The 25,751-nt window shown below is 55.5% G+C and carries 19 protein-coding genes; 15 read left to right on the top strand and 4 right to left on the bottom strand.

Annotation, left to right across the window (positions count from 1 at the left end; genetic code table 11):
• The first annotated feature begins 53 nt into the window (after positions 1-53).
• The 6 genes from F8N80_RS00735 to F8N80_RS00710 all read left to right on the top strand — a co-directional run bounded on the left by F8N80_RS00735 (position 54) and on the right by F8N80_RS00710 (position 5,831).
• Entirely contained in the window at positions 54-905 is an 852-nt protein-coding gene (locus F8N80_RS00735; protein ID WP_150782976.1) for a glycine betaine ABC transporter substrate-binding protein, read from the top strand.
• Positions 906-980: 75 nt separating this feature from the next.
• Positions 981-2,099 carry a quaternary amine ABC transporter ATP-binding protein gene (locus tag F8N80_RS00730; protein WP_150745025.1) on the top strand — a complete coding sequence of 373 codons (1,119 nt, stop codon included), beginning with the start codon at positions 981-983 and terminating at the stop codon, positions 2,097-2,099.
• The gene (locus tag F8N80_RS00725) at positions 2,096-2,944 is read left to right on the top strand and encodes an ABC transporter permease (RefSeq protein WP_150744956.1); all 849 of its coding nucleotides are present in this window, start codon (positions 2,096-2,098) and stop codon (positions 2,942-2,944) included. Before F8N80_RS00730 ends, F8N80_RS00725 begins: the two co-directional genes overlap by 4 nt.
• Positions 2,941-3,789 (top strand): ABC transporter permease, encoded by an 849-nt coding sequence (locus F8N80_RS00720; protein ID WP_150782975.1) that lies wholly within the window; start codon positions 2,941-2,943, stop codon positions 3,787-3,789. Before F8N80_RS00725 ends, F8N80_RS00720 begins: the two co-directional genes overlap by 4 nt.
• A gap of 12 nt (positions 3,790-3,801) precedes the next feature.
• On the top strand, positions 3,802-4,800 hold the full coding sequence (locus F8N80_RS00715; RefSeq protein ID WP_150782974.1) for a 4-hydroxyproline epimerase: 999 nt from the start codon (positions 3,802-3,804) through the stop codon (positions 4,798-4,800).
• A 101-nt stretch (positions 4,801-4,901) separates the two neighbouring features.
• Positions 4,902-5,831: a DMT family transporter gene (locus tag F8N80_RS00710; protein ID WP_224790625.1), complete on the top strand. Its 930-nt coding sequence runs from the start codon at positions 4,902-4,904 to the stop codon at positions 5,829-5,831.
• A gap of 102 nt (positions 5,832-5,933) precedes the next feature.
• On the opposite strand, the gene fdhA is transcribed toward F8N80_RS00710, so the two are convergent.
• The 3 genes from fdhA to F8N80_RS00695 all read right to left on the bottom strand — a co-directional run bounded on the left by fdhA (position 5,934) and on the right by F8N80_RS00695 (position 8,983).
• A complete protein-coding gene (gene fdhA / locus F8N80_RS00705) occupies positions 5,934-7,133 on the bottom strand; it encodes a formaldehyde dehydrogenase, glutathione-independent (protein WP_150782973.1) in 1,200 nt (399 codons plus the stop codon).
• A 314-nt stretch (positions 7,134-7,447) separates the two neighbouring features.
• Positions 7,448-8,203, bottom strand: coding sequence for an SDR family NAD(P)-dependent oxidoreductase (locus tag F8N80_RS00700; RefSeq protein WP_150782972.1), 756 nt, complete (start codon positions 8,201-8,203; stop codon positions 7,448-7,450).
• A gap of 12 nt (positions 8,204-8,215) precedes the next feature.
• Positions 8,216-8,983 (bottom strand): SDR family NAD(P)-dependent oxidoreductase, encoded by a 768-nt coding sequence (locus F8N80_RS00695; RefSeq protein WP_150744951.1) that lies wholly within the window; start codon positions 8,981-8,983, stop codon positions 8,216-8,218.
• A gap of 986 nt (positions 8,984-9,969) precedes the next feature.
• On the opposite strand from F8N80_RS00695, the gene F8N80_RS00690 reads away from it, so the two are divergent.
• Both F8N80_RS00690 and F8N80_RS00685 read left to right on the top strand, forming a co-directional pair.
• A complete protein-coding gene (locus tag F8N80_RS00690; RefSeq protein ID WP_150782971.1) occupies positions 9,970-10,677 on the top strand; it encodes a TetR/AcrR family transcriptional regulator in 708 nt (235 codons plus the stop codon).
• On the top strand, positions 10,667-11,443 hold the full coding sequence (locus F8N80_RS00685) for a pyrroline-5-carboxylate reductase family protein (RefSeq protein ID WP_150744949.1): 777 nt from the start codon (positions 10,667-10,669) through the stop codon (positions 11,441-11,443). Before F8N80_RS00690 ends, F8N80_RS00685 begins: the two co-directional genes overlap by 11 nt.
• 150 nt (positions 11,444-11,593) lie before the next feature.
• Here the strand turns inward: F8N80_RS00685 and F8N80_RS00680 are convergent, their stop codons facing one another.
• The gene (locus F8N80_RS00680; protein ID WP_150782970.1) at positions 11,594-13,630 is read right to left on the bottom strand and encodes an NADH:flavin oxidoreductase; all 2,037 of its coding nucleotides are present in this window, start codon (positions 13,628-13,630) and stop codon (positions 11,594-11,596) included.
• Between the two features lie 361 nt (positions 13,631-13,991).
• On the opposite strand from F8N80_RS00680, the gene F8N80_RS00670 reads away from it, so the two are divergent.
• From F8N80_RS00670 to F8N80_RS00640, 7 genes are all read left to right on the top strand, one after another.
• Positions 13,992-14,972, top strand: a complete 981-nt coding sequence (locus F8N80_RS00670; RefSeq protein ID WP_150782969.1) for an isopenicillin N synthase family dioxygenase — start codon at positions 13,992-13,994, stop codon at positions 14,970-14,972.
• 26 nt (positions 14,973-14,998) lie between these two features.
• Positions 14,999-15,910, top strand: a complete 912-nt coding sequence (locus F8N80_RS00665) for a 2-hydroxyacid dehydrogenase (RefSeq protein WP_224790618.1) — start codon at positions 14,999-15,001, stop codon at positions 15,908-15,910.
• 274 nt (positions 15,911-16,184) lie between these two features.
• Complete coding sequence (locus F8N80_RS00660; protein WP_150749105.1) at positions 16,185-16,409, top strand: hypothetical protein; 225 nt, start codon at positions 16,185-16,187, stop codon at positions 16,407-16,409.
• A 105-nt stretch (positions 16,410-16,514) separates the two neighbouring features.
• Positions 16,515-17,981 (top strand): hypothetical protein, encoded by a 1,467-nt coding sequence (locus tag F8N80_RS00655; protein WP_150782967.1) that lies wholly within the window; start codon positions 16,515-16,517, stop codon positions 17,979-17,981.
• Positions 17,968-18,816: a hypothetical protein gene (locus F8N80_RS00650; protein ID WP_150749107.1), complete on the top strand. Its 849-nt coding sequence runs from the start codon at positions 17,968-17,970 to the stop codon at positions 18,814-18,816. Before F8N80_RS00655 ends, F8N80_RS00650 begins: the two co-directional genes overlap by 14 nt.
• On the top strand, positions 18,794-24,565 hold the full coding sequence (locus F8N80_RS00645) for a hypothetical protein (RefSeq protein WP_150782966.1): 5,772 nt from the start codon (positions 18,794-18,796) through the stop codon (positions 24,563-24,565). The genes F8N80_RS00650 and F8N80_RS00645 overlap by 23 nt, the downstream gene beginning before the upstream one ends.
• Entirely contained in the window at positions 24,562-25,671 is a 1,110-nt protein-coding gene (locus tag F8N80_RS00640) for a hypothetical protein (RefSeq protein WP_150782965.1), read from the top strand. The genes F8N80_RS00645 and F8N80_RS00640 overlap by 4 nt, the downstream gene beginning before the upstream one ends.
• Positions 25,672-25,751: the final 80 nt, after the last annotated feature.

Raw genomic sequence — 25,751 nt, 5'->3', positions numbered from 1 at the left:
GGCTTTTCCTATAAAGGCCGTTTAATAAGTCACTAATAAGAACGGGACAATCCATGAAGAATATTTGGAAGGCGCTCTGCGCGCTCGCGCTTGTGGGCATGATGAGTTTGCAGGCACAGGCAGAAGAAAAAAACATAGTAATGGGTACCATGTCCTGGGAGGATTTGGTGCCCATTACCGGCATTACCAAGAAGGTACTTGAGAACGCTGGGTATACCGTAAAAGTCGTGGAGTTTTCCGAGTGGGGTATCGCCTACGCTGCACTCAGCAAAGGGGATATTCAGGTGTTGGCATCCCAGATCGATTACGCCGCTGCCGATTATTGGAAAAAGAACAAGAACAAAATCGAGAAACTGTCACCGGTCTCCTTTGGTCTTTATCAGGGCATGGCAGTACCCAGTTACGTAGACATCGACTCCATCGAACAACTGAATGCAAACGCGGAAAAACTGGGGAACAGAATCATTGGCATCGAGCCAGGTTCCGGTTTGATGAGTGACGCGAACAACGTGGTCAAAGCGTACGACATCAAGCTCAAGCTGGTCGAAGGCAGTACTTCCGCCATGACCGCGGCTTTAAAATCGGCAGTCGACCGCAGAGAGTGGGTGGCGGTAACCGTCTGGGATCCTTCGTGGATGACCAAGAAATTTGATCTCAAGTTCTTGAAAGATCCAAAAGGGGTCTTCCCACCATTGCAGGGTTATCACTGGATCGGACACAAAGGCTTCGCTGAAGCCAATCCGCGTGCGCGCGAACTGATGGCCAGCGTTTATGTACCCATCACTGACATCACCGCAATGAATGCTGAAGTCAAGGATGGCAAGACCATGGACGAGGCTATCAAGGGCTGGATAGACAGCCATACAGATCTTGTAAGTCGTTGGGGAAATATCAAGAACTATTGAGTTTTGTTTGTTTGCCACTGCCGCCCTTTGATTAATTAAAGAAACCAGCAAACAACTGGTTCGATGGATTGCGAAATGACAATGGCCACAATTAATACTGACGAAGTGCTGGTAGATTGCCAGTCGGTTTGGAAAATCTTCGGTAAAAGTGCACCGGCAGCCATGGATGCGGTTGTCCAGCAGGGTCTTTCAAAGACCCAGATCCTGCAAAATTACGGCTGCGTGGTCGGGGTTTCCGATGTCAGTCTCCAGGTTCGCCGCGGGGAAATCTTTTGCATCATGGGTTTGTCCGGCAGTGGCAAATCCACCCTTATAAGGTTGCTGAACAAGCTGATCACCCCTAGCTCGGGGAAGGTGCTGGTCAAAGGCAAGGACGTTTCATCCTTGTCACCCGCACAGCTGCGAGAGGTGAGGGCGCGTCACATCGGTATGGTCTTTCAAAGCGTTGCCTTGCTGCCTAATCGTACGGTTCTTGAGAACACCGCGTTTGGCCTGGAAGTGCAGGGTGTGGGCAAGGCTGAACGTTACAAAGTGGCCGAGCAGGCACTGGCGAAGGTTGGATTGAGCGAGTGGACTTCGCGCTATCCCAGTGAACTGTCCGGGGGCATGCAACAACGGGTCGGGCTGGCGCGTGCACTGACTGCCGATCCAGAAGTGATTTTGATGGATGAGCCATTCAGCGCACTTGATCCGCTGATTCGCCGACAGTTGCAGGATGAGTTCCGCCAGCTGACCAAGGAGCTGGGCAAGTCCGCAGTGTTTATTACCCACGACCTGGACGAAGCGATCCGCATTGGTGATCGTATTGCGATCATGAAGGATGGGGCCATTATTCAGGTTGGCACCGCCGAGGAGATCGTGCTCAACCCGGCTGACGACTATGTGGCTGAATTTGTTGCCGGCATTTCCCGACTGCATCTGGTGAAGGCTCACTCGGTCATGGCGTCGGTCCAGGCCTACAAGGCAGCACACCCGATGTGCGACATCTCCAGGCTCACCAAAACCTCCCTTGACGCCGATATCAATGAGCTGATCGGATTGACGATGAAGTCCGAGCGCGACGCGCTGGCCGTCGTCGATAACGCAACAGTGGTGGGGATCATTACCCCCCGTGATCTGCTGCGGGGCGTGCAAGGTATTCCCAATGAACTGGCGCCCGTAGCAACTGCCAATGCTATGGAGGCGTCTGCATGAGCACGCCGGATTTTTCCAGTCAGTTCGATGCATCCATTGATACAGGGCTGGAATGGCTTTCGGATAATGGCGAGTTCGTGTTCGATGCCGTCAATGCGGTGCTCAATGGCATTTACGGAGGCGTGCTGTGGTGTATCGCTTATCCACCCCATTACGTCGTGGCGATTGTCCTGGCGTTGATTGGCTGGCGTGTGGTCGGCGTTCGCTTCGCGATTCTCTCAGGTCTGGCATTGCTGCTGTGCGACCTCATCGGTTTGTGGCCAGAGACAGTCAGTACGCTTGCACTGGTGCTCACCGCTACTGTGTTGGCACTGGCGGTCGCCATTCCGCTGGGAGTCGTCGCGGGTCTGGCGCCGGCCTTTGATCGTGTGGTTGATCCTTGTCTGGATTTGATTCAGACGATGCCGCCCTACATCTACCTGCTACCGGCCATTGCACTGCTCGGCTACGGCCCCGCCACGGCGCTGTTGGCGACTTTTATCGTCGCGCTTCCCCCAGCTCTACGACTGACCTCCCTGGGTATTCGCATGACGCCCAAGGAGTTCATCGAATTGGGAGATGCCAGCGGCGTGACGGGTATGCAGATGTTTTTCAAGATCCGCCTGCCGTTCGCCATGCCCAGCATCATGGCCGGCGTTAACCAAAGCCTGATGATGGCATTTGGCATGGTTGTCATTGCAGGCATTGTAGGTTCGGGCGGCTTGGGCGAGGCGATTTACGGCTCAGTTCGTACTTTGGATATTGCCAAGTCGATCAACGCAGCCATCGCAATCGTCATTCTGACCATGATCCTGGATCGTCTGGCGCAGAGCGCTGCACAGTCGCGGGTGGGGGCTTCTCAATGACAACGCACATTCAATTTTCTCCAGGCGAATACCTGGCGCCTGCCGTTGATTGGCTGAACACGAATTTACATGGTTTGTTCAAAGGGATCAGCCAAGTCGTTGAGGCGGTACTCGGTGCAGTGGAGGGAGCGCTGCTTGCTCCCCATCCGTATTTGTTCATCGGTATTGTCGTCGTCGCGGCGTTCTTTTTTGCCAATAAGCGGGTCGCTGTTTTCGCCGCGGTGATGTTGGCTTTCTGTTTGTTCGCGGGCCTTTGGATCGCGTCCATCCAGACGATCGCGCTCGTCAGTGTGGCGGTCCTGATCTCGGTGGCCATTGCTTTCCCGCTGGGGGTTCTGGCTGCCCGGGTGAAGCGTGTAGATGAAGCGTTGCTGCCGATTCTGAACATCATGCAAACGGTGCCGCCCTGGGTTTACCTGATCCCCGCAGTGATGCTGTTCAGCTTGGGGCGGGTGCCCGCGATCATCGCAACGATTGTTTACGGCATCCCGCCGATGCTCAGATTGACGACCCTGGCCTTCAAACAGCTGCCCAAGGATCTCCTTGAGCTGGGCCAGGCATCAGGTGCTTCACCTAAAGACATTCTGTTCAAGATTGAACTGCCGACTGCCGCACCCACGCTGTTGGTAGGCCTGAACCAATGCATTCTCATGTCCTTGGCAATGGTGGTGCTGGCAGGTCTGGTGGGGGCAGGCGGTCTGGGGGCTGAAGTGACCCGTGGCCTCTCCAGGATGGAGATGGGCCTGGGGCTTCGAGCGGGCCTGGCCATTGTCGCTATTGCGCTGCTGTTGGATCGACTGTCACGGGGCGCGTTGCAGCGTCACTCCTCCAGCAAACTCCTTTGAAAGGGCATCAGTATGAGACGCAGCTTTTTTTGCATTGATTCCCACGCGTGCGGCAACCCGGTTCGGGTTGTAGCGGGCGGAGCACCGCTGATGCCCTCCGTATCGATGGCGGAACGTCGCGATATTTTCGTGCGTGACCACGACTGGGTACGCACCGCATTGATGTTCGAGCCCCGGGGGCACGACATCATGTCTGGCGTCATTATTTATCCATCGGTACGTGACGACTGCGACTTCGGTGCGTTGTTTATCGAAGTCAGCGGCTGCCTGCCGATGTGCGGAGCGGGCACCATCGGGTTATCGACCGTGGTCATTGAAGAGGGCCTGGTGACACCTCGCGAGCCGGGAAAACTGGCCATTGAAACACCGGCGGGACGGGTCGATGTCGAATACGCCATGGGCGGCGAATTTGTTGAGTCGATTCGCTTGTTCAACGTAGCCAGCTACCTGCACAGCGCCGACGTGGTGGTGGAAGTACCTGGCGTTGGAACATTTACGGTGGACATCGCCTACGGCGGGAATTTCTATGCGGTGGTTGAACCACAGGAGTGCTGGACTGGATTCGAAGGGCAGACGACGGCTGACATCGTGGGGTTGAGCCAGAAGCTGCGCGCAGCGCTCTCGGCCATTTGTGACCCAGTGCATCCAGAGAACAGCAGAATCAGTGGTGTTCATCACATCATCTGGTGTGACAAACCACAGAGCAGAACCGTGCATGGACGCTGTGCCGTGTTCTACGGTGATAAAGCTATTGATCGTTCTCCCGGCGGTACCGGTACCTCGGCCCGGATGGCGCAGCTCTTCGGAAAGGGTCGGCTGAGCGTCGGCGACGTTTATCGACTCGAAAGTCTGATCGGTACGATCTACGAAGGAAAGGTGGAGGCGTCGGTAAAGGTCGGAACCTTCGACGGCATGAATCCAAGTGTCAGCGGCTGGGCTGAGGTGATAGGTCACAACACTATTTTCGTCGATGACAAAGACCCTCTGGCCCATGGGTTCCAGCTCGCATAAACAGTAGGTCACGGCGCCAGCGGTTGATTCTTCGCACGCGCAGATTCAACCGTGGTTTGCACAAAGGCTGCGTTCGTCAGGGTAAAGAAGCGAGGCGTAAAGTGATCGAACGACGAGATCAAATAACAACTGGGTACCACACCGCAAAAAATACTGCGCCCACCGTTGCCGCTAGTCCTGGGGTCGCAAGGCCCCAACTCGGGATTTTGTTATGCCTGCTTTCAATGCTTATCTTTGCGAGCCAGGACGGAATAACCAAGGTGCTTGTCAAAGACTTCCCGGTCGCCCAACTGGTCATGGTGCGTTATTGGGTGTTTGTCGTTTTTGCTCTCGGATATGCCGCCTACCAAGGTAGGGGCAAAGAGTCATTGCGCAGTAAGCACCCTTGGCTCCAAATCATTCGAGCGTTGTTAGCCGTGGGTGAAACCATACTGTTTGCAGTGGGGCTACGATATTTGGGCCTGGCCGAAATGCATGCGCTCTATGCCGTATTTCCACTCATGGCACTGGCATTGGCGGGGGCCGTGCTTGGGGAGTTCATAGGTCTGCGGCGCTGGATTGCCGCCGCCATAGGGTTCACCGGGACACTGATCATCCTTCGGCCTGGCGCAGGCATTTTTGAAGTCGCGGCGCTGATTCCCCTGCTGGCTGCTTTGGCGTTCGCGGTGTTCAACGTACTGACGCGCCGGATTAGCCAGCACGACTCCTTTGCTACGAACATGCTCTTTATGGCAAGTGTGGGTGCCCTGACGGTCACATTTGCGGGGCTACCCGCATGGGTTTCTCCGACTCCGGTCCAGGGCCTCTTGATGGGGATCCTGTCATTGACGGGCGTAGTCGCTCAGATTCTGTTCATTCAAGCACTGAAATACGCAACTGCTTCTACCCTGCAGCCTTTCAACTATGCGCTTCTGGTGTTCGCCACTTTGATTGGTGTGATCGTTTTTGCCGAGCGCCCGGATACCTGGGTGGTTGTCGGCGCAGCGTTGGTGATTGTCGGGGGGCTGTATGCGATTAAAGCGAAGGCGTGAACGTACCTGAGTGTCTGTAGTAATCAATGTGTGGTTGGTTTCCTGGATGAGCACGGCCATAAAAAAGGGCAGCTCAAAGCTGCCCTTTTCCCAACCTGGTCCTCAGGCGGCGCTAAACAGCTTGTGCGGGTCCATGACGAATTTCTTCGGCACCCCGGCATCGAACTCGTGGTAACCGCGCGGCGCGTCGTCCAGGCTGATCACCTGCACGCCGACGACCTCGGCAATGTTGATCCGGTCCCACATGATCGCCTGCATCAGCTGACGGTTGTACTTCATTGTCGGGGTCTGGCCGGTGTGGAAGCTGTGGGACTTGGCCCAGCCAAGGCCGAAACGGATGTTCAGGCTGCCATGCTTGGCGGCTTTGTTGACCGCGCCCGGGTCTTCGGTGACATACAGACCGGGGATCCCGATATTGCCGGCGACCCGCACCACGCCCATCAGCGCGTTGAGCACGTCGGCCGGGGCCTCGTGCTGCGCGCCGTCATGGCCGTGGCCACGGGCTTCGAAGCCGACCGCATCGACCGCACAATCGACTTCCGGCTCACCGAGCAGGTCGGCGATTTGCTCGTGCAGCGGAGTGTCCTGGGTCAGGTCGGCGATCTCGAAGCCTTGGGCCTTGGCATGCGCCAGACGCAACGGATTCACGTCGCCGACTATCACCACCGCTGCACCAAGCAGGCGGGCGGAGGCGGCAGCAGCCAGTCCGACCGGACCGGCCCCGGCGATATACACTGTGCTGCCAGGGCCGACACCGGCGGTCACCGCGCCGTGGTAGCCGGTCGGCAGGATATCGGAGAGGCAGGTCAGGTCGCGGATTTTCTCCATGGCCTTGTCGCGGTCGGGCAGCTTCAGCAGGTTGAAGTCGGCATACGGCACCAGCACGTATTCGGCCTGACCGCCAACCCAGTCGCCCATGTCCACATAGCCATAGGCACCCCCGGGGCGCGCCGGGTTGACCGTCAGGCAGACGCCGGTGTGCTGTTCCTTGCAACTGCGACAACGGCCGCAGGCGACGTTGAACGGCACCGAGACCAGGTCACCGATCTGCACGTTTTCCACGTCACGGCCCTTCTCGATCACCTCACCAGTAATCTCATGGCCGAGCACTAACCCGACCTGGGCCGTGGTCCGACCACGCACCATATGCTGGTCGGAGCCGCAGATATTGGTTGAAACCACGCGCAGGATCACGCCATGGTCGATGCGCTTGCCGCGCGGGTCTTCCATTTTCGGATAGGGGATGGTCTGCACCTCGACCTTGCCTGCGCCGAGATACACGACACCACGATTACCAGACATGTTTTCACCTCGCTTTTGTTGTTGTGAGAACACGGCCCTTGTACTGCGAAGGGTCTTACAGTGCAGCGGTATATGTCTTGCGTTTGCGCGTGAATGCAGATTGGTTGGAAGTCACCTTCCAACGATGCGTGATTAGCAGTCATCGTATCGATCCTACGCCTGGTATCAGCACCCTGCGAGAGCATTTAGCACCCAATCACCCTGTTTCCAGCCATGCTCCGAACAATCGCCGATCGTCGGTTCGGATGCTAGTTGGAGGTATGCATCGCGAGGAGGGTAAGTGACTCCCTCCGTCGCAAGTCGGGCTGATTCGATCAAAACGGCAGTGGCAGTTTCGCCGTGCGCCCCCCATCCACCACCAGCACCTGCCCGGTGATGAAGGCCGATGACTCCGAGGCCAGGAAAACGACTGTCCCGCCAACATCCGCCGGTAATCCGGTACGTCCGACCGGGTGAAGGCGCAGGAGTGCCTGGCGCGCCGCACGCGGATCAGCTTGAGCGGCGAGGTACGCATCACTCAACTCGGAATTGATCCACCCTGGAGCAATGGCATTGCAGCGGATGCCGTCCCGGCCGAGATCGACTGCCAAGGCTCGGGTCAGCCCATGGATGCCGGCCTTGGAGGCACAGTACGCGGCATGTTCAGGGTTGGCGCCTATCCCTTCGATCGAGCCGATGTTGATGATGCTGCCACCGCCTCGCTGACGCATCTGGGGCACCAACGCCTTGCACAGGAACGCTGGCGCCCGCAGATTGACAGCCATCATGCGATCCCAGTCCTGTTCGGTCATATCATCAATGGATTTCTCGAACATGAACCCGGCGTTGTTAACCAATACATCGATTCCGCCAAGCTGCTCCTGGGCGAACTGTGCAATCAAACCGGGTGACTCCATCGAGGCGAGATCAGCCTCGACGAAATAGACTTGAGGGTGATCTCGCAAGTCGTCGTCCAGTGCCTGGCGCTGAGCGATCAACACGCAAGCTCCCGCCTCAAGCAATTGTTCGGTGATGCCTCGGCCAATCCCTCTGCCGCCCCCGGTCACCACTACATTTTTACCTTTGAGCATCGCTACCTCTCCTTAGCCGGACACCGGCTTGGCGCCTGTGACTTCTACCGTTTCGCCAGCGATGTACCTGGCCTCGTCGGACGCCAGAAATGCGATGACATCCGCAATGTCTTCAGGCTCGGCGATACGGCCTAATGGCACGCTCTTGTTCAGTTCTTGCACGGCTTTGTCCGGATCCAAGCCGCGACGCTCAAAGCCGCTGCGTATCATCGGGGTATTGATTTCGTGCGGGCACACCGCGTTGACACGGATGCCCAAGGGGGCGCAATCGCGGCCCAGATTCTTGGTTAAAGCTGCGACGGCCCCTTTGCTTGTGCAATACGCCACGTGGGCGGGGCCGGGATAAATGCCCCAGACAGATGATGTGTTGACGATTGCGGCACCCTGGCGATTTTTCATGTGCGGTATCGCGGCACGGCAGATGAAGAACACTGCATTCAGGTTTACGCCCATGGCGTCGAACCACATGTCGTCAGTGGTTTCCTCAATCGTGCCGCGGGGAATGATGCCTGCATTGTTCAACACGATATCGATCCCTGAAAAAACATCGACGGCAGTTTGCACAATCGCTTCGCAATATTCTTTCCGGCGTAAATCGCCTGCCACGTAGTGCACTTCGGCGCCCAGTTCACGAACTTTGGCTGAGATTGATTTGCAACCGGCTTCGTCAAGATCAGATAAAACAAGCTTTGCGCCTTCTCGGGCGAACAATAACGCTAACGCCTGTCCGACACCGCCGGCAGCGCCGGTAATGACCACCACTTTATTATTAAACTTCATATGGCAACCTACTTGGTAGTTTTTTGGCGGAGACATTATTTAATTTAAATGGATCGCAGCGTCCAGCAACTTTTTTATGGGGCCAAAGATAACGTGGCGTTATCCAAAAAATCTGACTCGAAAGTTTGGAATCGCGCAGAAACCGGTTGGCATATGTCGTTTGGCTGCATGATGACTGGCATAGCGCGCGATCCCGAGAAGCGTCAGCCATTCATGACGTGAAGTAATCATTTGTCCATCTAAAATATCATTATGGGCAGGGAGTATCCGCTGCTAAGGTTTTCTATAAGAAAAAATCTACTAATTTGCAGTTTGCAAGCCTGATTGTTTTTGCTGGCAACACCCGGTCGTTGAATGCACAGAGCTTGAGCGCCTAATGAAGAAGAATAAATAGCCGCCAGTAAAGTCTTTTTGTTTGCGCACACAGCAAACATCCTCGCTTTACTTGAAGGACCTCACATTTCATGGCTGCACTTTCCAGGAGGATGCAGTTTTCGATGAGTTGGTCAGTCATATTGAACACGGTCGTATCCGTTCCTTTGTCAGCAACAGTTATCCGCTGTCCGACATTGCCAAGGACAGAATGACTTCATAGAAAAACGTTATGCGGGAAAACTGGTATTGGTGCCGGGTGAGAGCGGGTATCGCCGAAATGGCAGACATGCTCATCGGCCGGGATCCCCGTCAGGTTGACCGTATCCAGGATTGGGACTCACGATCAATCGGGACGTCATCGGTGAACCCGTAGCGACCTATCGCTGAGTTGACCTCCAGCGGCGCGGCGCATGAAGTATTTCGTGCGCCGCGTTTTTTTGTGTGAAATCCGCGCCTTTCCACCAGTGAATTGATTCGTATCCATTAACGGTGTGCTTACTTGATTCTACAGGACGAGCGTCTCGAAAATGTACGGTCGTGTACATGCCGTGTACGCCACGGATCCCGGGGTGTACAGTGGAGAAGAATTTCAAATTAAAGGTGCAACCCGAATGTCACAGACAGGAAGGGCGAAAACCAAAGCGCAGGACGCAGGCTGGCGAGGCTCCGTCGATGGTTGGCTGGATGCCGCCTACGATGCTCTGAAAGAGTCGGGTGTGGACGCCGTGCGGGTGATGCCGCTGGCCAAGCGCTTGAATTTGTCTCGTACCAGCTTCTACTGGTTCTATGAAGATCGGGAACAGCTGCTCGCGGCACTCCTGGCTCGATGGCGGGACAAGAACACCGGCGGCATGGTCAGCCAATGCGAGAGTTACGCAGAAAGTATTTCCGAAGCGATTCTCAACGTCTTCGAGTGCTGGGTGAACCCTGAGCTGTTCGACTCGCAATTCGAATTTGCCGTGCGCAGTTGGGCGCTGCAATCGGACGAAGTCACAGCTGAGATCGCTTCGGCCGATGAGGCGCGGATGCATGCCCTGGCCGCTATGTTCCGACGGTTTGGCTACGACGCAGAGGGCGCCGATGTTCGGGCCAGGACGATCTACCTCACGCAGATCGGCTACATCTCCATGAAAACCAGTGAAGACATCGTCATACGATTTCGACGGATTCCTCAGTACGTGAGCGTATTTACCGGCAAAGTACCGAAGAGGCGCGAGCTGGATCGCTTTTATGGAAAGTTCGGCTACGCGGAAAAAGAGCCTGGCGTTTTCGTTCCCTTGGTCGAAACATTCGAGGAGTCCACTGCCGATGGAGAATAGAACGCTGGGCATCATCGGAGGCACCGGCTGGCTCGGGCGCGCAATCGCCCAGGCGCTACTCGATAGCGGGTCCCTCGGGCCTGACCATTTGTTGATCTCGAACCGCTCCGGCGTCAGTACCTTCGAGCCAGGCGTGAGGCTGCTGGCCGACAACCAGCAGTTGGTGGACCTCAGCGATATTGTCATGCTGTCCATCCGGCCGGAGCAGTTTCGCGAACTGCGGATCAACGCCCGCGGCAAGCTAGTGATTTCTCTGATGGCCGGAGTTCCGGCGGCAGCCATCAGCGCGGCCACCGGAGCGGATGTCGTGGTGCGGGCCATGCCGAATGCGGCCGTGGAAATCAGGCAGTCGTTCACGCCCTGGTGCAGTGTCGGAAACCTTGTTGAACGCGACAGCAAGTGGGTGCAGCGACTGTTCGAGTGCGTAGGTTCGGCGGACGAAGTGCCTGATGAAGACTGTATTGATTACCTCAGCGCGTTGTCCGGGACTGGGCCAGCCTTCCCGGCAATGTTGCAAATGGCACTGGCTAACCAGGCGGTGGCTGCGGGAATTCCCCTTGCCATCGCGCAGCGCGCTGCACAAGGCGTAGTGGTGGGGGGCGGCCAGATGCTTGCCAGCCGCGATCCGCAGCAAATGATTGAGTCGTTGATGGCTTACCGTGGCGTGACGGCGGCAGCGCTGCAGTCGATGGCCGATCAGAACATCGAGTCCATTGTGGGGCGGGCAATAAAGGCAGGCGCTGAGGTTGCGCGGCGGGGAATGTAGCCAGGGCAGGGGATATACAGTGAAGGCCCGCTGAAGGGCCTTCACGGCAGAAGGCGTCAGACGGTTGCCTTCGATTTAATGGTCACTGCTGACATGACTTCCCTCTTGTTCATGGCGAGCCTCCGTTCCACCAAGGAGGGAGGCTCGGATTCAGATTTCTTTCACCAGGCGCAACGCGTCGTAGATGGCCGCGTGGGTGTTGCGAGCAGACACGGCGTCGCCGATCCGGAACAGCTGGAAGCGTCCTTTGGGATTGGTGATGATGTTCTGTGCCGTGCCGGCGATCAGGTCGTGCTGTTCTACCGCGCCGCCATTGGTGGAGAGAGGACGCAGGTCGAAGTACAAGTCGTCCAGGGGAAGGGTGCCGTGGTTGACGACCACCTGATCGACCACGCGCTGCTTGTGGACCTGTCCGTAATCGCTGCCAAAGGTTGCAACGAGCCCGCCATCACGTTTTTCCACTGTATCGACCCGGTAGGTGACGGTGAAGGTGACGTCCAGATCCTGCAGGCTGCGCATGTAGGGCACCAGGTTCATGGCCATGACTTCAGGTGCAAACGAGCGGTCAGGGGTGACGATCTCCACGGTCGCACCGCTTTGCGCGATGACCTCGGCTGCCTGCAGGGCAGCATGATCCCCCGCATCGTCGAAGATCAGTACGTTGCGACCGGGCTTGATGTCGCCGGAAATGATGTCCCAGGTTGAAACCACGAGTTCGTTGCCTTTGCGGAGCACCTCGGTATCCGGCAGGCCGCCGGTCGCAACGATAACCACGTCTGGCTCGAAGGCTTGCACAGTGTCGGCTTCGGCCCAGGTGTTGAAGTGAAACTTCACCCCCAGCCGTTCGCATTGCGCCATGCGCCAATCAATGATGCTGATCATCTCGCGACGACGCTCGCTCAGCGCAGTCAGACGAATCTGCCCGCCAGGTTGGTCAGCCGCCTCAAGCACCGTCACGTCATGGCCGCGCTCACCGGCGACCCGCGCCGCTTCCAGCCCCGCTGGGCCGGTACCGACCACCAGCACCTTGCGCTTGACGGCAGCTTTGGGAATGTCATGAGGCATGGTGGTTTCCCGACCCGTCGCTGCGTTGTGGATGCAGTAGGCCGCGCCGCCCTGGTAGATGCGATCCAGGCAATAGTTGGCGCCCACGCACGGGCGAATGTCTTCTTCGCGCTTCTCGATGATCTTGCGCACGATGTGCGGATCGGTCATGTGCGCGCGGGTCATGCCCACCATATCCACTTTGCCCGAAGCGATCGCGTAGCGCGCGGTGGCGACATCGGGAATCTTCGCAGCGTGGAAGGTCGGAAAGCCTGTCGACGAGCGGATCTCGCCAGCGAAGTCGAGATGGGGCGAGTTGCGCATACCCTGAATCGGGATCACATCGGTCAAGCCGGCATCCGTATCGATGTGACCGCGCACGACGTTCAGGAAGTCGACCAGTCCGCTGTCCTTGAGCATATGAGAAACCTGCATGCCCTCGCTGGCAGTGAAGCCACCGGGCAATTCTTCATCACCGGTGTAGCGAACCCCGAGCAGAAAATCTTCGCCGACCCGCTGACGGATGCCACGCAGGATGTCGAAGGTAAAGCGCATGCGGTTTTCCAGCGATCCGCCGTAAGGGCCGTCGAGGTCATTCGTCAGCGGCGACCAGAACTGGTCCATCAAATGCCCGTAAGCCTGAAGCTCCAGGCCATCGAGACCTGCCGCCTTCATACGCTCCGCGGCATCTACATAGTCCTTGATGATCCGCTCGATGTCCCATTCCTCCATTTTCTTCGGGAAGGAGCGGTGCGAAGCCTCGCGACGGTGTGACGGCGACACCACCGGTAACCAGTCGGCCTTGTCCCAGCGGGTGCGACGGCCCAGGTGAGTCAGCTGGATCATCACTGCCGCGCCATGTTCGTGGCATTCATCGGTCAGGTCCTTCAACCATCCGACTACTTCGTCCTTGTAGGCGAGCACATTGTTGAACACCGGCGGGCTGTCTCGGGATACAGCAGCGGAACCGGCAGTCATGGTCAGGGCGACACCGGCTTTGGCGCGCTCCACGTGGTAGGCGCGATAGAGATCCTTGGGCATGCCGTCCACAGGGTAGGCCGGTTCATGGGAGGTGGTCATGATCCGGTTTCTGAGGGTCAGATTCTTGATTTTATAGGGTTGCAGCAAGGGATCGCTGGACATCGTGGTGCGCTCCAAAGTGGGCTTTATCAGGCTCGGTGACTTAAAATTAGGACAAATGTACACCTGTGTCAATTGATGATGACACAGGTGTACATTTTGCTTGCGTGCCAAAAAATCCAGGATTAACATCCGTCAAAGCCCGGACTGATTTGACTCATCCGCGCCTGTCGTCCATCCCATCGATTGGTCAGTGCCCGAAGGAGTCATGAAAGTGCTCGCAGCGGTAAACCGCGCCATCGACCCGAACTCGAAAGTGGGTGTTAAAGGTGACGGTTCAGATGTGATTTTTTGAGATTAAAGAGGGCGCACCCGTGCTTTCTGAAGCTTCTGCCTTATTTACATTTTGGAAAGGAGAGCATACGTGACAGAGTTATTTGATATTCGCTTGGCTAGCAAGCAAACAGCTTTCACTGAAATTCCAGTCATAGATATATCGTTGCTCATAAACGGCGAAAATCCGCTGCAGGTGGCAAGCCAAATAGGTGATGCATGCGAAAAGGTGGGTTTTTTTTATATAAAAAACCATGGCATTGACCAGCAATTAATAGATGAGATGTATAATCTTACCAAAAGTTTTTTCAAGCTTCCTTATGAGGAGAAGAACAAACTTAATGTCGTGAATTCCGGGCTCACGCTACGTGGCTATATTCCGATGTACGCGGAAAACGTCGATCCTGCTAATACCCGAGATTTCAAAGAGTGTTTTGATTGTGGAGCTCATTACGATGAGGTCTCTCCATTTTTTGGTCCTAATCAAATGCCGTCTGTACTGCCGCAATTCGAGAAGGTTGCCGAAGATTATCATTCCTCTGTATTGGCGCTCGCGCGAATGCTTATTGGCGGGATCGCGCTGAGCTTGGGTTTACCACAAGATTACTTTGAACATCTTCAGCGTAAGCCCATCACTATTCAACGGATTTTGCGTTACCCGCCCCAGATTGGAAGGGTTTCCCAAGAGGAGATAGGTATTGGGGCACACACGGACTATGGTTTCTTGACGGTCCTGTCCCAAGATGCGGTTGGCGGTTTGCAAGTCAGGAACCGTGCAGGGGAGTGGGTTACTGCCCCACCCGTTGAAGGCACTTTTATCGTCAACATTGGTGATCTAGTTCAAACCCTCACCAACGATCGCTACACCTCGACAATGCATCGCGTCATAAATACCAGCGGTCTAGAGCGCTATTCAATACCATTCTTTATTGATTTGGATTTCGATGCGGTTGTTGAGCCTGTGCCAACCTGCGTGAGTGAGGCTCTACCCGCAAAGTATGAAGCGTACACTTGTGGCAAACACAAATTTAAGCGTTTCGTTGATAGCTATGCACATCTGAAAGTCGAATAGGGTTTTTTTTTATGTGCATCCTATACATGGCCGACCCCGCCGATGCGAAGAAATGGCGAGATTGCCTGTCAACGCTCGCCCCCGAACTAGAGTTCCGCCAATGGCCTGATATCGGTAACCCGACAGAGGTGCACTACATCCTGGCTTGGGAGCCTCTTGCCGACATTGCGGAGCAGTTTGGTAATCTTCGACTCCTCTACGCTGCCGGGGCTGGAGTTGACCAGTTCGATCTGGCCCGTTTGCCTGCTCACGTGTCGCTAATAAGGCTGGTAGATAGCTCGATGGCTGACATCATGGCCGAGTATGTTCTGTTTGGTGTTCTTGCCTTGCATCGAGACATCCTCGCTTACCAAGAGGATCAGCGCAGTGGTCGCTGGCAACCTCGACCAATCGTGCACGCTTCACAGCGGCGGGTTGGTGTCATGGGGGTTGGCAATCTCGGACGCGCCGCGCTTGATCGCCTTCAGCCATTGGGATTTCAGCTCAGTGGCTGGAATCGTTCTTTGAAGGAGGTGCCAGGTGGCCACTGTTACGTCGGCCCGGACGAACTGGAGGCGTTTTTAGGGCAGTGCGACATCCTTGTGAACATGTTGCCACTGACTCCCGAAACAGACGGGATACTCAATGCTGCGAAGCTCGATTGTCTGCCTCATGGAGCTGGACTGATTAACGTGGGACGCGGCGCCCACGTTATAGAAAAGGCTTTGCTTTCTGCATTGGATGAAGACCGTCTGGGAGGTGCAGTACTGGATGTACTGGTACAAGAGCCTCCCTCTCAAGACAACCCACTTTGGAAACATCCTCGAGTGCTCCTGACCCCTCATGTTGCAAGCGATGTGCAGATTGAAGGTGGTGTGGCGGTGATTGTTGAGAATCTCCGAAGAGAGCGTGAGGGAATGCCCCTCTTGAATGTGGTTGATCGGTCTAAAGGCTATTAGATTTTCCGCCTGCGACAACACCATGCTGATAGCGGCCTGACTGGCGTAGGCCAAATCTGGCAACCTTTCCTCTAAAGGAAATTTATAAAACGCATGAGGAAAGTTTGGGAAGTGATCCGCGGTTCAGGTATGCGACTTGCGCGGCTGACAGCGAGAGCGCTCAGGTTGAGATGTAGAGGGGGGCGCCTTACCTTCGCTATTCATGGCCAGTTAAGCCTTTGGGCTAGGTCGGTTCCTTGATAAGGCCTTCGTACATTTTACCAATGGTAGGCGAATGTTTGATCTGGTGTTAATCGAGGGCGACCTTTTCACGATCCCTGATCTTTTTTCAGCAGTTCCGAGGAGGCTTAACCCCCAAACAGAAGTTGGCCCTCGCGGCCTGACCTCTAATTCTGGTGAGCACAAAAATGGGGGCAATACCCAATGCTTTATCCTCTCCAAGGGCGGATGGCCCGACGCACTTAAACTTCCTGAAGATTTTCCAGGCCTGCTGTGCTGAGTAAGCAGTTTATCTTTGACATTTCAGCGCGATGGAGGCATATGAGGTAGCTGGGGGCGAACCTGGCCGGACCCTTCTGGGTAGAGGCATCGGAGGGTGTAAACAATGGATCTGTTTCAGGACGACGTGCCGGTGATGGCACAAAATCTCTCTTTGAGCCAACTTGGCTCGTCGCCCGAGGCGTCATCTGAACTGCCGGCAGAGGTGAGACTGGTTGCGGCCGTTTCTCGGCTTATCGATTTCCACCAGACCCGCAGTAGTGGTGGGAGTATTTCGATCCCAGAGGTTCCTGAGTCCGCAGCAGGCAACCTTCATCTCGCTATCTCGTTGATATCCGCGCTTGGTCGCTGGGAGCTGGAGCAAGGTCAGACTCTGGTCTCGATCAAACTCCTACAGCAGATCCTTAGCGAGGACGTGCAAGCCTTCGATGAGGCAGCGTTGGAACACTGCATCCTGTCGCTTTCCCGTTCACGAGAAATTCGTTACGGCGTCCAGACCACAGAGGGCATTGCCTACGCTCGCACCAGCGATACGACGCCGCTTCTGATCTTTGATAGCAGCTTGAGACAGGTTGGTCTTACCGATAACGCGAGACTGTTCATCCGTGTGTCTGAGCTAAAGGACAGCTGGTTGTACAGCGATCTGGATGCGCAGCGTTTGCTAGCCGCTCTCGAGCGGCGGCAGTTTGGAGATATCCCGCGCTTCTGCCGGGAGATGCTCCGAGATCTTGCGGCCAAAGCCCGTAAAATTTCGGATGTTTCGGAGCGACCAGCTTATACCGATCTGCGCGATGGCTTGATTCGCGAGGGTGTCACCATCAGCGGTGCACTTCGGGATGCTGCAGATCTAGTGCATAAGGCGATGCAACACCTCTTCTCGCCACCTGTAGTAAGCGCCTTCGATCTGTGGAAAGTCTCGAACAACATTTCGTATGATCTGAGTAATCTCCAGGCGGAGATGGAAAACGTTCTTCAGGTGACGGAGAGTCTTTCCAGGAAATTCGTGCGTTTTCTGACCGATGCGCAGAAGGCGCAAACAGTTCGAAGCCCATCGGTAGGGTTTTTGGAGCTGGTCCACTCGCTTCATTCGCGACCAGATGGGTTTCTTGAGCAACTCGAATCTGCATCGACCGATTTTGTCCCCTGGTCCCCCGAATTGGCTTTTTTTAGCCCCGATCTCATCGCCGGCGAGATCAGCCTGTCTAGGCTCTATTCCCAAAGTCTACCTGCTCCGCCCAAGCTCTCGTTCCGCCAGACCGATCAAGTGGATGATCGTGTTGAACAGGTGCATGAATTCCTGCTGCGCAATGCTGAGCTGATCATTGATTCGTTGAAGGTTGGCCCCAAGCCACTCGAAGAGCTGATGAGTCTTGACGGGTTGGTCTACGAAGGGGGGGAGGGGCTAGCCGACTTCACAGGTGTTTACTCCTACCCTGAGGTCTTCGAGGTGGGTAACCAGAGCATCCGAGTGGTGCATCAGGACGACCTTATTGAGGTTTCATCAGAAAACTCCGTGCTGGTCACCAGTAATCCGATTCTGTCCCTGGAGGAAGTAGCTGATGTCCCCAGCTGAGCAAGGCTTCGTTTTCTCGATGCTACTTAAACACCGGGAACTCTCCACCCGTCCAGTAGGGCGCTCGGCGTTTCCCGAAGAGATACGAACAGCTCGAATCTTGTACGACTGTGGGCAGACGGTACTTGATGACTTCGATGAATTTCTCTCCGGGCAAGGTCTTGGATTGCGGATTCTCGATGGCATCGCAGACCTCGCTATTCCGGACCAGAGCGGGCGCCCGATTGTCTACTACATCCTGTGCCGTCGGTTCGGTGAGGAGGCTCCGTCCTATGTGGACGTCCGAGCATTCTTTTCGGATTTCCGCGACCGGCGTCGAGAGCGTAGCGCTGATGACGAAGCGGTGGAGTTGAACAAAACATCCTCGGTGTTTTGGATTGCGAGGCTTTGGTTGACCCTCCAGTACTTCTTTTACGATCGAATTGATCGGCCGGTAGGCAACCTCTACAACTGGCGCAACGCCATGGTGAAGGAGACAGACTTCATCACTCAACTGAAGGCTGATGTCGAGACGATGGGAAACGCAGGTCGCCCTGAAGGCGAGGCTGGGCTTCTCTGGGACGATTATTGGCAAAAGCGAGAGAGCATCCCTCAGATTGCTCGCCGTTTCTTCAAGCTCATGAAGCAGTACCGAATGATCGAGCCGACTGACCAGGAAGGAATTTGGCGTCAGACACTGGTGGCTGCCGTGGATATGTCTGGTATCGCTGACCGCTCGTTGCGCTACTTGATGCCCGCGGCCGATCAAGCGCTTTTGCTTCGCTCCCAATCGCTCATCAACGGCTATGAAGAGTTTTCTATAGGAGAGGAAGATGCCCCTGATTCACGCATTTGAGGTCTCAAACTTCCTGAATCATCGACGAAAATCTCCTTGGATGCCCGACTGGCCCTGCAATCGCTTTCTGCTGGGTGGCTTCCATGCGGCGCTCAACATTCCGAACGGGCGCGGCAAAAGCACGATGATGTTGATGCTCCTGGCGATGCTGGCGGGGAAAACAAAAAAACTGAATCAACTTATGCGAACACACGGCGCGCCGGAGTTTACAGGTTCATTCACGCATCTGCGCGTCGAGATCACTCACCGCAATCCGGACCACGAAGACCTGCTGCTGGGGCTTGTTGGACCCAGCGATGGCGAAAGAATGGTGTTCGGTATCTATGGCAACGCGAGGGAAAACCGGGCATTCGATTTCTACGCCTATCGAGGGACATTAGATGACTGCCCTCTGGGAGTGCAGGTAGGGCCGGTCATCGACCTGTGCTCTCGTGAGGAATTTTTAGATTGTCTGAGGAAGCGCCCAGGTCTGTTTCCAACCAACCAGAAGGAGCGGCAGGACGAAGAGTGGCGGCGCTTCATCGCGGAGCACTTCGATTCGGCGGCAATTCAGCAGCAATACGCCTATCAGTTGGCGAACGCTGCAGAGGGTGCAAGCACGTACTTTGATGTCGCCTCCAAGACCGGCAACTACAGCGGCGAACTGTTCTACAAGCACCTCGCCCCTGAGCTACTCGCAGATGTGATGGGGAGTTACAGCGAGGAAGATGAACGTGGCATCGAAGATACTATCCATGAAAAGGCCAGTAGCGTGGTGCGGGCGCGCAAGCGAACTCGGGAGACAGCGCGCGAGCTGGGAGAGGCTAATCGTGTTCTTGAGTGCTTGAGTGAGCTCGACGCTGAAGTGCAGCAGATTGAAGCGGCACAAGCCGATCTACATGCCACACGGCAGCCATTGATTGAGGAACTTTGCGTTCTTGAGGACGCCGTCGTCACGAATCCGATCGCAGGTTCACCCAGGGTTCCTTCTGCAGATGATCCCGATCTGTATCTCTACATGCTTCTCCAGCGCAGCGAATGGTGGATCACCGATCAGGGGCTCGCATTCCTGCTGAATGAGTCTGTGAAAACTATTAATCAGCGAGCAATGAGGGCCTTGGTTGCATGCACCGACATCACTAGTGTCCAGAAATCGCAAGTCATTGATTTATATTGTGACCTTGCTCGTCGAACGCCTGATCGCGGGGGGCATTCAGCCAAGCTTTACAATCTGCAGGATGCTCTGACTGTCTGCTTCGACGCGATGAAAAATTGGCCGGAAGAGGACAGCGAAGCCGTTGTTTCTCAGTTGAAAGCGGCTTTTGCTTGGGCGAAGGATCAGGCAGATACCAATCCGGCTCGTCGCGAGATCCGAAAGGCTAATCTGCAACTAGCTGCTATCGCGACGCAGAGCCGCGTTTTGGAAACGGAGAGCGCATCGCTTGATGAAAAAGCTTCCGAATTGAGGCAAGAGGAAGAAGGCCTTAAGAGCGGCGGCATGGCTTGGGAGGCGCTTCAGAAAAGCGGCTACTTCAGTGAACAAGAGCTAGCTGACCCAACAAACACTGCAGCAGTTGTCGCGTCTGAAGCCGCGCGCGCCAACCAGGGGGTCGATGACCACAACAAGATCACGTCCGAACATCGATTAGTTTTTTTGCAGTGGCAAGCATTCCATGTCGAATACGGTGACGGCACCTCTCCAGGAGCGCAGGCGGAAGACCTGGAGCAAGAGAAGACCGTGGCAGAGCAACAGTCGAAAGACGCGGAGGGCCGCCATGCTACCCAGAAGGACTTGGTCTCGGGATTGTCTCGGGAACACGAACAGGCTAGATCCACCGTAGAGCAACTTCGCCAAAGTCATTCCAAGGTGCTCCACCATCTCCCTGGCACCTACAAGTTCAAGGAGATGTTTGCGGGTGAACCCTCGGACGGGTTGGAGCAACTAGTTCGCAGCCAGCTAGATGATGCCAAAGCGAAGCAGAAGCGGTGCTCTGAAGATATGGGAGCACTCTTTGGAGCAGTCAAAGCGCTCAATGTATTCAATCAAGCGTATCCAAACAGTGACCCGGCTCAGTGGCTCCGTGCGCGAGAGGATGCGCGAAAGGAATTGATAAACCAAGATGCAGCCACTCGCATGGCATTGGGACGTTCGCAGGAGTTGCTGCAGCGCGCCGACAAGCATTGGCAGACAGCCATTCCATTTGAGCTGCGCTTCTCGGGATCCTCGACTGAGGGGTTGGAAGCGAACGTTCTGAACGAGCTCCAAAGAGCACAAGCGTCGCTCGACCAAGATGAGTCTGCCCTGCGCTCCATTCAGCCGGACTTGGCGGCGATTGAGCAGTTTCAGCATCGCTTCCCCAACATGCATCCTAGTGAGTGGCTGGCAGACCGAGACCAGAAGTCGGCTCATGCGGCCGAGCAGATTTCTGCAAACAGGCCGCGATTGGAATCGTCACTTGCTCAGCACCAGGTCGTTTTGGAGCAGCGGGCTCAAGCTGAAGGATATGACACTTGGTTCTTGAATGAGGATCCGTACGGCCTGGCGGGCAAGGTCGTAGCACAGTTGGAATCAGCAAGACAGCGGCGAATTGATTTTGCCAAAGCCCTGACTCACATCCAGGCAGAGCTAGATGCTGTCGATGCGTTTAGGGCCGAGGTTGCTGAGGTGGAGCCCGGTCTCTGGCTTGAACAATGGCGTGCATCTCGTTTTGACGTTGAGCATGCTCTGGCCGAGAAGCGCGGAGAATATGAGCGCGTCGCTGAGCGACGCCGAATCCTCGATAAAGAGCCTGTAGTACCGAATGCAACGGCACGTGCGGCGACGGAAATAGCGGGGACTGCGGCTCAACCACTTTACGCTTTTATCGAGTCTCTAGAGCTCAATGAAGCTCGCAGGGAAGTGGTTCTATCGCTGTTCTCTGCTCTGATATTTGCTCCCGTGCTGTCCAACGTTGAAGCTGCTGCCGAGGTCGCTGTGCGCTTGGCTGCAGCCGATATTGACGTGCCCGTATTGGTTGCCGGTCCGCTGGCCGAGTTTTGTCGCAGCGGATCAATTTCTTATCGAGATGGAGTGGCTGATAGCTGGCTAGTAGGAGTGAAGACCTGGCCGGTAGCTTGTCTGCTAGACCCTAATCTTCTTCTGCAAGAGCGCGCTCGGCTTAATTCTTTGCTCAGTGAGCTGCTGAGCCATATTGGCGACCTGAAGACAAGCTACGAGCGGTTCGTGGCGCAGGAGCCATTTGCTCGTATTGCTGCGCGGGCCCAGGACGCGATTGAGCGAGGGATCCCCGATCGCGGAAGTGAGCTCAAAGCCCAGATCCAGCAAATCGACGAGGCCCTCCCAGCACTTGCCAATCGTGCCTCTGATGAAGCTCAGCGAACGATTGAGTCTCGGATTGTTGTCACCGAAGTATTAGGCCTGGAGTCCGGAGTTAGTTGGGATTCCATTCTGCACTCCATGGCTGAATTGGATAGCCATATCCAGGAGCTTCAATCCTGTATCAGTGCGGCGCAAACCATGCTTGCCGAGCTTGAGCGAGATGTGGACCAGGAAGCCAATGCGGCCATCGCTGCGAAAGCCATTAGTGAAGGCAAACCATCTCAGGCAGAACAGCTGCGCGGATCCATTGCCCGCCTTCGCTCTGCATTGCCCGGTTTTGAAGATAGGGTGTCGGAGAAAGCTAGGTCTTCTATTCGCGCCATGGCAAGCCTCCAGGACTTGCTTGGACTCGCTTCTCACGCCTCCTGGCAGATCGTTTTGGAAGCACGGTCCAAGGTTGAGGAAGAGCAGGCCGTCCAGGGGGCAAAGCTCCAGGAAATTTTCCAATCGATCGAGGAGTTGAACCAGTCTTCATCGATTGAGTCCTGCGCACGCGAGGCAGCCGCGGCCATCGAAAGCGGAGTTCCTGAGCGACATGCTGCATTGGTGTCGCTGAACATTGAGCTTGGCCAAAGGATGCCTCTGCTTGAGACGCGAGCTTCGTTCGATGCACTTACGTCCATTCGAGCCATGCGTGCTGTAGAGCAGGAGCTGCAGGGTAGATCGATTGATGAGTTGAGTCTTGCGATTGAAGCGGCGGATACCAAGCAAGGCGACCTCTCTGACGATCTCGCTACCAACCAGACATTGCTCCAGAAGCTGGAACAACTGGGCAAAAAATGCCGGGAAAGACTTCTCCAAGCCTATTCACAGTACCGCCAGATTGATGACCTCAGAGGTCTCCAGGCCTTCGCAGATCACACGGAATATGGGCCCGACTTCATGAGTAGGGCTGACGATACAAGCGTCCACCTTGAGCGTGCGCGAGATCATGCTCAGCGCAGAGCTGCGTTCGATTTTCAGGGTGTGACGCAGTTTGTGGAAAGCGGAGGAAGCGCTCGCCTGACGTCAATTCAGACGGAATTAGGGCAGGGAGAAAAGCGCCGGCTAGACATTGCCGAGGTGCTCAAGACCAATCTGACAACGCATGAACAACTACGGCAGGCCCAGGATCCGCTTCGAAGAGCTGCTCAGATCATTGACGAGTCAATCATACGAGTGCGACGTAGCTACCTAGAGCGCAAGAAAGTAATACCTGACGCCATCGCTCTGAGCCCCGGACAGCTCCGCAGCCACGAGCTTTATCAGGCGTTTCATCCTAAGGGCGATTTCTTGCTCATGGACCTCGCGCGCAGCATGGATCAAGCATGTGAAAGACTAACCTCGGAGGAGGCTGAGCAGCTGCAGCAACGCTACAAAGATGCTGACCAGAATCTCCAGCGTCATACGGAGAATTTCATTAAGCTCATCGACAAGGCGCTGGGCGACTCCTACCTCAAGTTGCCTGAGGTGGCACGCACGCAGCTACGGCAAGCGCGACAAAATCCATCGTTAGTCACTGCGATGCTACAAGCGACCCAGGTGTCTTACACTGAGAACCTGAAGGTCAACACGATTGCTGATAATCACCTTACTGAGGAGCGTGCTGGACTCAGCAGCTGGCTTACAAACTTCACGCTACGCCTGCCCGACAACCTTAAGACATTGCGAAGTATCTTCTCCCCCAAGATGGACCCAGTCTCCAAGACTGTACTTCGGGCTGGGTTCATCATCGAGGCAAAGGTTATCGATTCAGAGGGAATCCAGGCGTTGATCGAATCGATCATCCAGGATGTAGAGGATTACGAGGCAAATGATCAGGCTAAGGAGTCCTTCGTAAGGGATACCCTGAAGCGCTCGTTGAGAGACAATATCCGCGAGAACTTCTATCGGAAAGTCATCGTCAGCCCGCGCATCTATCTCGTTCTGCCCGCGATGAGTGCGGTAACTCTCGAGATGGAACGCAACATGGCAAGCTCCGGGCAGGGAATCGCAATCACCTTCCTGTGGATCTTGCGGCTTTCTGAGTTCATCAGTGAGCGAGAAATCCGTCGACAAACCGTTGGGCGTGCACAACGTAAGCGGATGCGCGATAGGTCCACAGGCTTCACCATTCTGGACGGTGCCTTCTCGCACCTGTCTTCGAAAAACTTGATCGCCGAAACCTTGAAGGGGATCGAGGATACGACGGGCCGCTTCCAACTGATTGTCACAGTCCACGATCCGGCCTACCAGAATGACTTCAACCGGTTCCCGGCCCTGGTTGTAGCGAGAGAGATGCAGGGGTATTACATGCGCGCCTGGTCTCACCTGAATGAAATCGGAGAAACAGACGCTTTAGGTCAGAACACCCTTGCTACCTTCCAAGCCATACGGGTGTTACGACCAGCCTCAACGGAGGATAGTCGGTGAGCATTGATGACCGGTTGCCGGAGCTACAAGATGCAATCTGGAAACGACTTGGGAAAGGTTCTTTTCTGAGGCCAACTGGGTTACTGGAAAAGCTTGGTAAAGACCTGGGAATTCACCCCGACGACGTCCGGCGTGGATTTATTCGTCTCAAGGAGCAGGGGTGGCTGGGAAACGTGGCATCCAACGGGGTTCCGCTCGGCCAGGTCAGTATCCTGGCTCCGAAGCCAGCGGAAGCTGAACCAGCATCGCTATTTGCTTGGCGCTCGGCATTGCAGCGCTGTGCCTTGGATGAGGGGTCCAAGGCCCTGCTCGAGACAATGCATTTGGTGACTGATGGATTGTCTCCAGAGATGTTGGAACGTTTGGCGGCTGGACTTGGCCACTTGCGAAACGAGCTTAACCAACCCTCAACAGAGTCGATGTTTGTCATTAGCTCCAAGCACCTACTCGGGTCATCAAAAGTCATCGGCAAGCTTCCTGCAGCTACGTTGCGACAGTTCTGTCCCTCCCTGTTCGCCCAACCCGATCGCATTCCATATGTGGTGACTGCTGGTCCCGCGATGCCAGAGCGTGTCGTACTGATTGAGAATCCTTGGGCATTTGAGCGCGCCATTGAGGCGGGCCTGGCGAAGCGTCACGCATTGATTGCCACTTTTGGTTATGGGCTGTCCAAGAGCGGTGATGCCTATGGCAAGCAGTTGCAGAACCTTCTTACAGGAAATTGGTCAGCCTTGATCCAATTACGGAGAAACTCCGAAGTAGCAGAGATGAGTGAGTTGCTCACTCATCCTAGGATCGAGTTCTGGGGCGATTTCGACCTGGAAGCGTTTCGGATATACCGGAGTCTGCTTAAGCGCATTCCGCAGCTTGTTCTTAGTCCTCTTTACGGGCCACTGCACTCCCTCCTTCAGGCAGGCAAAGGACATGAGTATCATCAGATCACTGGTAAGGAGGGACAGGCTCCTTTAAGCGCCGATGAGTTTGCGGACCTGCCAGAGATCCGACAACTTGCGGAACTGTGCGCCAAATGCGGCTTGGATCAGGAGTGTCTCTCGCTGCAAGAAATTGCCGCCCATGGCGAATCCGAACACCAATTTCCATGCTAAGTGGTGGAGAATGAAGCAGTGAAAGTCGAAGCTCAAGAGTGATCTCAAGCGGAATCCATGTCTAGTGAACCTGGATCTGT

The organism is Pseudomonas fluorescens (genome assembly GCF_902497995.1).
Lineage (GTDB): Bacteria > Pseudomonadota > Gammaproteobacteria > Pseudomonadales > Pseudomonadaceae > Aquipseudomonas > Aquipseudomonas fluorescens_BK.
The sequence above is the reverse complement of the archived record's forward strand: the minus strand, read 5'-3'. Positions and strand labels throughout refer to the sequence as shown.